This is a genomic window from Taklimakanibacter albus (assembly GCF_016595235.1).
Lineage (GTDB): Bacteria > Pseudomonadota > Alphaproteobacteria > Rhizobiales > Aestuariivirgaceae > Taklimakanibacter > Taklimakanibacter albus.
This window is the reverse complement of the sequence record NZ_JAENHL010000006.1, coordinates 1,116,545-1,128,184: the sequence shown is the minus strand read 5'-3', so window position 1 is coordinate 1,128,184 and position 11,640 is coordinate 1,116,545. Positions and strand designations below refer to the sequence as shown.

Annotated in this window: 12 protein-coding genes; 2 read left to right on the top strand and 10 right to left on the bottom strand. The window is 64.7% G+C overall.

What is annotated here, in order from left to right; genetic code table 11:
- Positions 1-9: 9 nt before the first annotated feature.
- The 3 genes from JHL16_RS10170 to putA are packed head-to-tail and all read right to left on the bottom strand — an operon-like array spanning position 10 to position 5,161.
- Positions 10-744: a vWA domain-containing protein gene (locus JHL16_RS10170; RefSeq protein WP_200184712.1), complete on the bottom strand. Its 735-nt coding sequence runs from the start codon at positions 742-744 to the stop codon at positions 10-12.
- A gap of 53 nt (positions 745-797) precedes the next feature.
- The gene (locus JHL16_RS10165; RefSeq protein WP_200184711.1) at positions 798-2,012 is read right to left on the bottom strand and encodes a flavin monoamine oxidase family protein; all 1,215 of its coding nucleotides are present in this window, start codon (positions 2,010-2,012) and stop codon (positions 798-800) included.
- A complete protein-coding gene (gene putA, locus JHL16_RS10160) occupies positions 2,009-5,161 on the bottom strand; it encodes a bifunctional proline dehydrogenase/L-glutamate gamma-semialdehyde dehydrogenase PutA (RefSeq protein WP_200184710.1) in 3,153 nt (1,050 codons plus the stop codon). Before putA ends, JHL16_RS10165 begins: the two co-directional genes overlap by 4 nt.
- Positions 5,162-5,218: 57 nt before the next feature.
- Between putA and panC the strand changes: the two genes are divergently transcribed.
- Positions 5,219-6,061: a pantoate--beta-alanine ligase gene (gene panC / locus JHL16_RS10155; protein ID WP_200184709.1), complete on the top strand. Its 843-nt coding sequence runs from the start codon at positions 5,219-5,221 to the stop codon at positions 6,059-6,061.
- On the opposite strand, the gene JHL16_RS10150 is transcribed toward panC, so the two are convergent.
- Positions 6,058-6,513 carry a GNAT family N-acetyltransferase gene (locus tag JHL16_RS10150; RefSeq protein ID WP_200184708.1) on the bottom strand — a complete coding sequence of 152 codons (456 nt, stop codon included), beginning with the start codon at positions 6,511-6,513 and terminating at the stop codon, positions 6,058-6,060. The genes panC and JHL16_RS10150 overlap by 4 nt on opposite strands.
- Positions 6,510-6,926, bottom strand: coding sequence for a DUF1489 family protein (locus JHL16_RS10145; RefSeq protein ID WP_200184707.1), 417 nt, complete (start codon positions 6,924-6,926; stop codon positions 6,510-6,512). Before JHL16_RS10145 ends, JHL16_RS10150 begins: the two co-directional genes overlap by 4 nt.
- A 112-nt stretch (positions 6,927-7,038) precedes the next feature.
- Here JHL16_RS10145 and JHL16_RS10140 point away from each other — a divergent pair, with 112 nt between their 5' ends.
- Positions 7,039-7,242, top strand: a complete 204-nt coding sequence (locus tag JHL16_RS10140; RefSeq protein ID WP_137854832.1) for a dodecin family protein — start codon at positions 7,039-7,041, stop codon at positions 7,240-7,242.
- A gap of 2 nt (positions 7,243-7,244) precedes the next feature.
- Here JHL16_RS10140 and JHL16_RS10135 read toward each other — a convergent pair whose 3' ends face one another.
- The 5 genes from JHL16_RS10135 to JHL16_RS10115 form a co-directional block, all read right to left on the bottom strand.
- Positions 7,245-7,901, bottom strand: coding sequence for a glutathione S-transferase family protein (locus JHL16_RS10135; protein WP_200184706.1), 657 nt, complete (start codon positions 7,899-7,901; stop codon positions 7,245-7,247).
- 16 nt (positions 7,902-7,917) lie between these two features.
- The gene (locus JHL16_RS10130; protein ID WP_200184705.1) at positions 7,918-8,325 is read right to left on the bottom strand and encodes a rhodanese-like domain-containing protein; all 408 of its coding nucleotides are present in this window, start codon (positions 8,323-8,325) and stop codon (positions 7,918-7,920) included.
- Between the two features lie 257 nt (positions 8,326-8,582).
- Positions 8,583-9,782, bottom strand: a complete 1,200-nt coding sequence (locus tag JHL16_RS10125) for an MFS transporter (protein WP_200184704.1) — start codon at positions 9,780-9,782, stop codon at positions 8,583-8,585.
- Between the two features lie 105 nt (positions 9,783-9,887).
- A complete protein-coding gene (locus tag JHL16_RS10120; protein ID WP_200184703.1) occupies positions 9,888-10,637 on the bottom strand; it encodes an ATP-binding cassette domain-containing protein in 750 nt (249 codons plus the stop codon).
- Entirely contained in the window at positions 10,627-11,613 is a 987-nt protein-coding gene (locus JHL16_RS10115) for a FecCD family ABC transporter permease (protein ID WP_200184702.1), read from the bottom strand. Before JHL16_RS10115 ends, JHL16_RS10120 begins: the two co-directional genes overlap by 11 nt.
- Positions 11,614-11,640 lie beyond the last annotated feature (27 nt).

Below are 11,640 nucleotides of genomic sequence, written 5' to 3'. Positions count from 1 at the left end.
AGGCCCTTATCACCTGAGCTGCTCAAGGAGAAGGCGGGCGGTGCCGCCCTTCTCGCGGCTGTGGTCAGCCAGCGCCTGGCGCCCGCCCGCCGCATAGACGGCGACCGCCGCCAGAAGCTCGCGCAACTGCCGGGCCGAGGAGGCATCGAGGCGGAAATAGGCGCCGCGGGTCAGCTTGGCGATTTCACGAAAGGCCTGCTCGGTGACGCCATCGCGGCCTTCCTGGAACATGAAGATCGGCACGTTCAGGAGCCCGATCTCGCCCGCCGTCTGGCACAGGCGGTCGACATTCTCCTCCATCGCATCGCCGACATAGACGGCGGCGCTGATCTTGTTCTCGCTCGCGGCGCGCCGGATATGGCTGAGCACCTTGCCGATCTGCGTATTGCCACCCCGGCAATCGACGCCGGTCATCAGCTGCGCCAGCGTCGAAGGCTCACTCGCCCATTTCGAGGCGCGGCATTCGTTGAAACCGCGAAAATAGACGAGCTGGACGTCGAGGCCGCCGATCTTCTCGGTCTCGATGAACATCTCGCTCTGGATCTGAAGCGCGCGGTCCCAGCTCGGCTGCCGGCTCATGGTGGCATCCATGGCGAAGATCAGCCGGCCGCGCCCGCCGGCACCACGTTCGGCCGGCGGCATGCGTTTCACCTGCTCGAGGAAGGATGAAATGTCCTCGGCCTGCGAAATCTCAGTCGGTGCCGTGCCGGTTTTCGCCGGCGCGTTGGATTTGCCCGTGGCCATATCCGCCGCCCTCCTCACAAAACGAGGCTACAGATAGGTAAGCCTAGCACGATTCAAAGGATTATTTCGCGCGCGGCCGCCTCGCCGGCGAGAATGGCGCCCTCGAACCAGCCGGCGGCACCGGGGGCGAAATCGGAAGTCGCGAAGGCGACCCGCCCATCCGGGCGCCAGATTTCGGCATCGCAGATCCAGCTTTCCTCAGCCGGAAGCGCCACCCAGGTGCCGCGCGCGAAGGGATCGCCGATCCAGTCATGCCCGTCCCAGGCGATGAGTTCCGCCTCCGGGAAGAACCGGGCCAGCGAGCGCTCGACCGACTGAGGATCGCCGGGATCGAGCGAGCCATCGGCCAAAGCGAAGCCGACGATCAGCGTCGCGCCGTCCCCCGCCTCGCGTTCGGCGAACAGCCAGCGCAGGCCGCCGGGACCGCCGCTCGCCAGGATGCCGGGCCGGACGCCTCTGACCTTCAACCACAGCTTGAGCGATTGGCCGCCATGGCCGAGTTCGATCGCCCGCCGCTTCGGTGCTGAAAGCTCCGGGCTGAAGCTCACCGATGCGAGGGCATTCAGCGGCAGGCAGGAGATCACCGCGCGGGCGGCAAAAGTCTGGCCATCGGCGCAAGTGACGGTGCCATCCGTGACGGCCGTGACTTCGGCATCGAGATGCAGCGTCGCCCCGGATGACGCGATCATCCGCTCGGCGAGAACACCGGCGCCCGGCACCAGCGTATGCGCGAGCGCACTCATCATGCTTTCAGGCCGCCCGTCGCCATAAGAACAGCTCGACAGGAACTCGCTCGCCAATATCAAATCGGGATCGCCATTGCCGGAGATCGTCCACCAGGCGAGCACATAGTCGCGATCCTCGGGCGATGCGCCAATACGATCGAGATATTGCGTCAGCGAGCCCGAAAAGGATTTGCCGGATTTATAAAGCAAGGCATCGGCCTTGATCACCTGGAGCGCCGGCGACGTGATCACCTGCCCGCCGCCATGGACACGATGCTCCGTGACCGGATGAGTTGGCCTGAGCGTGACGCCGGTCAGTCCGGCATAGTGACGAATACGATCATGCCAGGGCGCGATCCAGCCGCCGCCGAATTCGAGAAGATCGTCGGTGCCGGCGAAATGCCTCGTGAAGCCACGGCCGCCGGCGCGGTCGCGCGCCTCGAGGATGACGGTCGAAAGGCCGCGCTCGGCGCAAATGCAAGCCGCCGCGGCGCCCGCCAGTCCCGCTCCCAGGATGACGACGTCGCAGCGGCTTTCCGTCATTCGGCGCCGCCGCTTTCCATGCTCATCAGCGCGGCATTGCCGCCTGAGGCCGTGGTATCGACCGAGCAGACACGCTCGGTGGCGAAGCGGTTGAGATAATGCGGGCCGCCGGCCTTGGGGCCGGTCCCCGACAGGCCTTCGCCGCCGAAGGGCTGGGCGCCGACCACGGCGCCGATCTGGTTGCGGTTCACATACATGTTGCCGACACGGGCGCGGGCCCGCACTTCCGCCACCGTCGTTTCGATGCGGGTATGGAGGCCCAGCGTCAGACCAAATCCGGTCTCATTGAGCGCGTCGCAAACCTCGCCCAGCCGGTCACCGGCGAAACGCACCACGTGCAAAACGGGCCCGAACACCTCACGCTTGAGGATCGAGAGCTTCGGGATCTCATAAGCCGCCGGCGACACGAAAGTGCCGGCCTTGGTGGCGGCGGGCAGCTGCATGTCGAGAATGGTCCTGGCCTCTGCCGCCATGCGCTTCTTGTGATCGTTGAGCATGGTGCGGGCGTCCTCGTCGATCACCGGGCCGACATCGGTGGCGAAATCGAGCGGATCGCCGATGGTGAGCTCGGCCATGGCGCCTTCGAGCATCGGGATCATGCGCCCGGCAATGTCCTCCTGGACGAACAGCACGCGCGCCGCTGAGCAGCGCTGGCCGGCGCTGTCGAAGGCTGATGCCAGCACGTCGCGCACCGCCTGCTCAGGCAAAGCGGATGAATCGACGATCATCGCATTCATGCCGCCGGTCTCGGCGATGAGCGGCAGGATGGCGCCGTCGCGGGCGGCGAGCGAGCGGTTGATGATCGAGGCCGTGTCGTTCGAGCCGGTGAAGGCGACGCCCGAGAGTGCGGGATGCGCCAGCAGGATCTTGCCGATGCGGGCGCCGTCACCGGGCAGGAAATGCAGAACGTCCGGCGGAACGCCTGCTTCGTGCAGCAGTTTCACCGCCTCATAGGCAATGAGCGGCGTCTGCTCGGCCGGCTTGGCGATGGTCGCATTGCCGGCGGCAAGCGCCGCCGCCACTTGGCCGGTGAAGATCGCGAGCGGGAAGTTCCACGGGCTGATGCAGGCGAAGACGCCGCGGCCATTGAGGGAGATCTCGTTCAATTCACCCGTCGGTCCGGGCAGGCGTTGCGGAGCCTCGAAATCCTTGCGGGCGCGCTCGGCATAATAACGCAGGAAGTCGACCGCCTCGCGCAGGTCGGCTTGCGCATTGTCGAGCGACTTGCCGGCCTCGCGGATGAGCAGCGCCATGAACTGCCCGGTATTGGCCTCGTAAAGATCGGCCGCCTTTTCGAGGATTTGCGCGCGCGCCGCGCCGCCCCGCGCATTCCACGCGCCATTGGCCTTGGCGGCATCCGTCATCGCCTGGGCGATCGCCTTCTCGTCGGCCTCGATAACCTCGCCAATCTGGACGCCGCGATCATGCGGCGAGGTGATGGCGCGCACCGGGCCGCCCTTCCCGGCTTTGCCGCTGACCAGCGCGGTGGCCTTGACCGGTTTTGCCAGCACCTTGCCGATATCGGCGAGCATCGTCTCGCGGGTGCGGTCATCCCACATGGGATAACCTTTCGAATTGATGCGCGGCGCGAAGATGTCGCGCGGCAGCGGAATGCGCGGATGCGGGATCGAATTGAGGCCCGCCACCTGCTCGACCGGATCGGCGATGATCTCGCCGATCGGCGCCTCGTCATCGGCGAGGCGGTTGACGAAGGAGGTGTTGGCGCCGTTTTCGAGGAGCCGGCGGACGAGGTAAGCGAGCAGATCCTCATGGCTGCCGACCGGCGCGTAGATGCGGCAGGGCTGGCGCATTCTCGGAATGCGCGCCACTTCCTCATAAAGCGCCTGGCCCATGCCGTGGAGGCGCTGGAATTCATAGGAACGGTCATCACCCGCCATCACCGCGATCGCCGCCAGCGAATGGGCATTGTGGGTGGCGAATTGCGGATAGAAGACCTCGCGGCGCGACAGCAGATATTTGGCACAAGCGAGATAGGAGAGATCGGTCGACACCTTGCGGGTGAACAGCGAATAGCCTTCGAGGCCCGCTTCCTGGGCCCGCTTCACCTCGGTGTCCCAATAGGCGCCCTTGACGAGGCGCACCGGCAGCTTGCGGCCCGTCTGGCTCGCGACATCGGCGAGCCACTGCAGCACCGGCTTGGCGCGTTTGCCATAGGCCTGGACCGCAAGGCCCAAGCCGTTCCAGCCTTTGAGCGAAGGATCGTGGGCGAGACGGCCGAACAATTCGAGAGACAGATCGAGCCGGTTCACTTCCTCGGCGTCGACAGTGAGGCCGACATCGAGCGCCTTGGCCTGACGGGCGAGCTCGACGACACGCGGCAGGAGCTCGGCCATGGTCCGGGCTTCCTGCTTCTCCTCGTAACGCGGATGCAACGCCGACAATTTCACCGAGATCGACGGCTTGCCGAAGATGCCGTCGGCGCCGCCCGAGCCGGCGCGTGATCCGACCACCTTGAGGGCATTCTCATAGGCCTTCAGATAACGGCGCGCGTCCTCCGCCGTGAAGGCGGCCTCGCCCAGCATGTCGAAGGAGAAGCGGTAGTTCTGCGCCTCGAGCGGCTTCGCTATGTCGAGCGCTTCATCGATGGTGCGGCCGAGCACGAACTGCTTACCCATGATGCGCATCGCATGCTTCATCGCATTGCGGATGAAGGGCTCACCCGAGCGCGAGACGAAGCGCTTCAGATAGCTGCCGATATCGGTGGTGGTGCCCTGCCCCAGCTGCACGAAGCGGCCGGTGAGCATGAGGCCCCAGGCGGAGGCATTGACGAAGAGCGATTCCGACTGGCCGATATGGCGGTCCCACTGCTTGCCGCCGATCTTGTCGGCGATGAGCTTGTCGGCCGTCTCGCCATCGGGAATGCGCAAAAGCGCTTCCGCAAGGCACATCAGCACGACGCCCTCTTCGGAAGAGAGCGAATATTCCTGCATGAAGGCGTCGATACCGCCCTGCTGGCGCCGCCCGGCCCGGACCGCCGCGACGAGCTGGCGGGCGAGCTCGGCCACCTGGCGCGACTGCTCGGGCGTCAACCTTGCGTCAGCGCTCAACGACTTGACGAGGGCGGTTTCGTCCGCAAAGAGAAGTTTCGAGATCGGGGCGCGGCTGGGAAGGACTGGGATAGTGGTCATGATGCCGAATGATGCTGTGCGGGGGCCACTGGTTAGCATCTCTGAGGCAAATCGGAAATGACTCTGAACATCGTCCGTAACATTCTAGATTTGCGCAAAGAAACGGCTGGCTGGCGGGCTGAGGGGCTCACTTATGCCGTCGTCCCGACCATGGGCGCGCTGCATCAGGGCCATATCACCCTGGTCAAGGAAGGCCTCAAACATGCCGACCGGGTGCTGACGACGATCTTCGTCAATCCGAAGCAATTCGCCGCCCATGAGGATCTCGGCCGCTATCCGCGCACCGAGGCCGCCGATGTCGCGATGCTCGCGGAAGCGGGCGCGCATCTGGTCTTCGCGCCGGCGCCTGAGGACATCTATCCGCCCGGCTTTGCGACCAGCGTCGTCATGGCGGGGCCCGCCAAGGTCGGGCTCGAGGACAAATACCGCCCGCAATTCTTCGACGGTGTCGCCACCGTCGTCGCCAAGCTCTTCACCCAGTCCGGGGCCGATTTCGCCATGTTCGGTGAGAAGGACTATCAGCAACTGATGGTGGTGACGCGCATGGCCCGCGACCTCGATCTGCCGATCAAGGTCATCGGCGTGCCGACGGTCCGCGAGGAAAGCGGCCTCGCCCTCTCCTCGCGCAATGCCTACTTAAGTAAAACCGAGCATCATCAGGCGGCGGGCCTGCATCAGCGGCTCGTCAATGCCGCCCGCAAGATCAATGCCGGCCAGAAGCCGAGCCGCGCCACGGCGGCGGCCAGGCGGTCGCTGGCACTGCTGGGCTTCAAGGTCGATTACGTGGCGGCCCGCAATGCCGAGACGCTCGCCCTGCCCAAAAGCCCCGACGAGCCTCTGCGCCTCCTTGCGGCGGCCTGGCTCGGCACGACGCGGCTCATCGACAATATCGCGGTTTAGAGTGCCTTGGCCAGGATCAGCCGGCCTTCACTGCCGAAGCCCAGGCCTTCATAGAACTTGCCGAGATCGTGGGCGTCACGCGCATAGGGTGTGACGGTGACCTGGTAGAAGCTGGCACCGCGGTCTTTGAGGAAGTCCTCGATCGCCTGGACAAGCCGGCGCGACACGCCTTTGCCGCGCCAATCGGGCAGCACATAGAGATCGCCCATCTCCGCACCCCAGCCGAATTCGACGCCGAATTCGAGCGACACGGTGGCGACGCCGATGGTCCGACCGTCCGCCTCGGCGATGAACAGGCCGCAGGTGTCGAGGCCGGCCAGGGTGGCGGTGTTCCGCTCAATGATTTCGTCCGGCGTGTCGAACTGCTCCTCGCGGAAGAAGCGGATGAGAAGCTTCGTTGCCTCGCTTAGATCATCCTTTACCGTCAACTGGCGGATTTGGGCGGCGCTCATAGGAGGCCGAGCTCGAGGAGCTCCTTGCGCATCTTGGGCGGAATGTCCTTGGCCCGATCACCCTTGGGCAGATCGCGCGGGGCGTCCTCGTCCTTGAAATAGCGCCAGCCCTGGAAGGCGCGGCGCGGTATCGGCTGGACCGGGAATATCTGGTGCTTGAGCTCGATGCGGCAGCGCTCGATGCCGTCCTTGCCGGTCACCGGCACGAGGTCGGCGATCGGTGTGCGGCAGAGTACGGCGCCGCGGATCACCCAATAGAGTGAGCCGCCGGGGATGATCTCCTCCTTCCGGCGCGGAAACATGCGGGTCGTATGGCTGAACTCGTCGCGCCCGGCTTTCGAGTCCTTGAGCCATTTATACATGTCGTCGATGTCTTCGCTGCCGACGGAGAGCTTGATGATGTGGAGAGGCATGGTCCGGTCAAAATCTATGAATGGCCGGATATTATGCTACGATCCGCCCCCGCGGACAAACGCCCGCCTTCGGGTTTTCCGCAAATTGGTGTGAATAACCGGGAGATTGACCATGAGCGTCGCCAAAGTCATCGAACTCACCAGCGCCTCCTCGAAAAGCATCGAGGACGCCATCGAACAGGGCATCAAGCGCGCCGATCAGACGCTCGACCAGGTCGAGGGCGTGTGGGTCCAGGACATCAAGGCGACGGTCAAGAACGGCAAGATCGCCGAATGGCGCATCAATATGAAGGTGACGTTCCTGTTGAAGAACTAGCTTCAGGCAACCTCGACGTCGTCCAGGACCCATTTCTCCTGGAGCGCCGCCTTCTTCCAATTCTGGAATGCGGGCGTCGCCAGGACGGCATCCATATAGGCGCGGCTTTCGGGCGACACCTTGATGTCATAGGTGTCGAAGCGGGTCACCACCGGCGCATACATGGCGTCGGCATTGCCGAAGGCGCCGAACAGGAATCTGCCCTTTTTGCCGTAGGACTTCCGGCAATCACGCCAGAGGCCATCGATGCGCGCGATGTCGGCCTTGACCTCCTCGCTCAACGAGATCGCCTTGCGCGGCCGCTTCAGATTCATCGGACAGGCGTTGCGCAAGGCGGCGAAGCCGCAATGCATCTCATTCGCCATCGAGCGCGCCGCGGCGCGGGCGGCCTTGCCGTCGGGCCACAGCCGGCGGTCGGGAAACATCTCGGCCAGATATTCGAGGATGGCGATCGATTCCCAGACGGTGAGCTTGCCGTGCTTCAGCACAGGCACCTTGCCCGCTCCCGAATGCTCGCGGATGCGCCTTTTGGTGTCGGGGCGCTGGAGCGGGATGATCGATTCCTCGAAGGGAATATGCGCCATGCTCAGTGCCATGAAGGGCCTGAGCGACCAGGACGAATAGTTCTTATTGCCGATGACGAGATGGAGCTTCGCCATAGGACCTCCCCTTTTGTTATTTGCGGGCCGGCAAGCTTTCGATCGTGCCGCCCGCCGCTTTCCAGGCGGTGAAGCCGCCTTTGAGGTTCTTGACCGGCTTGAGACCCATTGCGGTCAGCGTCGCGCCGGCGAGCAGCGAGCGCCAGCCCGAGGCGCAATGGATGATGAAGGTCTTGTCCTCGGCGAAGATGGGCTTGTGATAGGGGCTTTCGGGATCGACCCAGAATTCGAGCATGCCGCGCGGCGCATGGAAGGAGCCGGGAATGCGGCCCTCGCGCTCGAGCTCACGGATGTCGCGGATGCAGACGATCACGACGTCGTCGCGTTTCGCCAGGGCGATCGCCTCGGCGGCGCTGACGCTGTCGACTTCGGCCTCGGCTTTCGCCATCAGCGCCTTGTAGCCCTGGGTGATGTTTTGCGGCATGGAGGACCTTTTGGAAGGCGGCTACACTCGCGCTTCCGATGGGTCCCGGTCAAGCGGGAAGAAGATCAGATATGCCCGATGCGGCCCACGACCACGAGGGCCATGGCGAGGACGGCCACCAGATAGAGATAGAAGATCGCCGGGACCCTGGCGCGGGCGTGACGCATACGCAACATGACACACACTCCTGAGACCGCCCTTATCTCACGAGAATGTTAAGCAGAAGTTCAGACACGCTTAACCGGTTGTTCACCCTATCACATGGTGCGCGGCAGATAACGCCAGGCGACGAAGCCGACGACCGCCATGAGGGCGCCCAGTATGTAGAACACGGTGCCGAGCGGAAAATAGAGCAGCACGAAGGAAAAGATGAAGGACGGCAGGAGATCGGAGAGATCGACGTAACTTCGATAGACGCCGGTCATCTGCGGGCGCTCATGGGCGCGCACCGAGCGCAAGTATGGAATGCCGCCAACGCCATCGAGCGCCGAATTGGCGATGGCGCCGACGAGCAGAAAGGCGCCGGCGAGGATGGGCGCCTCAGTCCCGGCATATCCGGCGGCAATGGCCGCGACCGCCGCGACGGCGAAAGAGAGCGAGATCACCTTGCGCACGCCGGTGCGCTCGGAGATCTTGCCGAAGAGATAAGCGGTGCCGAGCACGAGCTGGCTGAGCGAGATCAATATTCCGCTCGCCTCCTTGCCGAGGCCACCCTCGATCATCAGAAGCGCGCCGTAGATGAAGAAGGTCGACCAGAAGCAGGAGCGGCCGAACGCGATGAACCAGGCGAGCCTGAGGCGCGGCTGGCTGACGAAGCGGCCGACATTGGCGAGCGGGTTCTGCGGGCCTGAAGTGGCGGCGCGGATGACCGGATGCGCGTTGAGCCTCAGATACCAGAAGAAGGTGAGCACCAGGATGCTGCTGGCGATGCTCAAGGCCTGCGGCGCCCAGGCGCCATAGGTCTCATAGAGCCACACGCCGAGAAACGGGCCAATGGTCCAGGACGCCGCCGAAAAGGTGAGCCGCATCGGCTCGGAGCGGACGAGATCGGCCTTGCGGATATGATCGAGGATATAGAGCGACAGCGAGATGTTGAGCGTCGCGGTGCCGATATTGCGCAGATACATGCCGCCGACCTGGCCCGGCAGCGTGTGCAATGCGAAAGCGAGCGAGGCGACGATGAGGCCAATGATACCGATCGTATAGATCCAACGGCGCGGCACATGGCGGAACAGGATGGGCAGGCTCAGCGTCGAGACGAGGACGGCGATGCTCACGCAGGTGAACAGTACGCTGACCTTCTGGCTGCTCAGCAAGAGATCATGCGCCTGGACCGAAACCACGGTGGCGACGAGCGCCCGGGCAAAGGACTCCATCGCAAAAAGAGACGCGAAGGCGAAGGCCCCTCGTCTCGGCGGCGCGGCGGTCCAGATGGCAGGGGAGGCTTCGGAAGCCATAAAGGGGGAACTCGAATAAGGTCCCGACACAAGCCCGGCGCGCCCGGATTCGCAAGGAAATTCCGGACAGATCATGCATGCGCCGCCCTCATGGCTTGAAGGTGGTCAGATAGGCCCGGAAATCTCCAGCCGCCCCGCCTCGAATGTTCCCGCGACCCGGTAGGTTTTGGCGAGACTCCGCCGGTCGAGCACCCTCGCCATCTCGCCCTGCCCGACCAGCCGGCCGCCGTCGAGCAGCATCACCTCATCGCAATAACGGACCGCCAGTCCGATATCGTGGAAGGAAGCGAGCACGGTGCGCTGCCGCCGTTTGACGATGTCGAGCAGCTTGTACTGGAAATGCAGGTCAAGATGATTGTTCGGCTCGTCGAGGAGATAGATATCGGGATCGAGCGCCAGCAATTGCGCGAAGAACAGGCGCTGCTGCTCGCCGCCCGAAAGATGCGCCGCATCCTCCCCGGCGCGATGGGCGAGATCGATCATTCGCAGCGCATCGTTGGCGCGCTCGCGCACTTCGCGGCTGGGCAGCGCCAGCGGCAGAAGACCGAGCTCCACAACTTCGAGGAGGCTCATGCCCGAAAGCGACACCTTCTCCTGCACCAGGGCGCCCACTTTCGCCGCATAGACGCGCCGGCCCCAAGCATGGACCGGCCGCCCGTCGAGCTCGACCTTGCCGGCATTTGCCGTCTCGGCGCGGTAGAGGATCTTGAGCAGGCTCGATTTGCCGGCGCCATTAGGCCCGAGCAGCCCGTAGAAGCGGCCACGCTCGAGCGTGAAGGAGATATCCTCGAGCAGGATCGCCCTGCCCTTGCGCAGTGAGATTCCGGAAACCCGCAGGATGGGCTCAGACGCCACGGCGCATCCTCCTGAGAATGATGATGAAGGGCGGTGCCGCGAAGAGCGCCAGGAGTACGCCGAGCGGCAGTTCCTGTGGCGCCAGCACGGTGCGGCAGAGGAGATCGACCAGCACCAGCACGATGGCGCCGATGAGCAGCGCCAGCGGGATCAGCCAGCGATGCGTCGCCCCGATCAGGAGCCGCGCCAGATGCGGCACGATCAGCCCGACGAAGCTGACGATGCCGGCGGCGGCGACCGCGAGCCCGGTGAGCAAGGCGGCGGCCGAGAAGAAGCCGATGCGCAGCAGGCCGACCGGCACGCCGAGCGCGGTCGCACGCTCATCGCCGAGCAGCACCGCATCGAGCATCGGCGCGCACAGAAAGGCGACAATGGCCAGAAGCGGCAAGGTCACGGCGAGCGGCAGGAGGTCCGGCCATTTGGTCCCCGCCGCCGAGCCCATCAGCCATTGCAGCGCCTGCTGGGTCACATGCGGCTCGGCGATATGGAGAAAGAAGGCGGTGATCGATTGGAAAAACAACGACACCGCTGTCCCCGACAGAATGAGCATGAGGCGGTCGAGATTGCGGCCCGGCGAGAAGGACAGGCCGAGCGCGACGAGGAAGGCCAGCATGGCGCCGCCGAAGGCCAGCACCGGCAGGCCGATCACCGAGACGAAGACGCCAGGCAGCCAGATGATCGCCGCCGCAGCTGCCGCCGAGGCGCCCGAGGACAGGCCGAGCAGATAGGGATCGGCGAGCGGATTGCGCAGCAGCGCCTGCATCAGGAGGCCGGCCAGCGTCAGCGCGGCGCCGACCAGCGCCACCATGAGGACACGCGGCAGGCGCCACTCCCACACGATGAGCTGCAAGGCGGGCTTTGCGTCGGGCAACCTGAACAGCGCCTTGAAACGGTCGTCCCAGGTGAGATCGGCGGTGCCCCAGAAGACCCCGGCCAATCCGGCGAGGAGCAGCGCCATGACGACGAGCGCGAACAAACCGGGGCTTCTGAATGAGGCGACGGT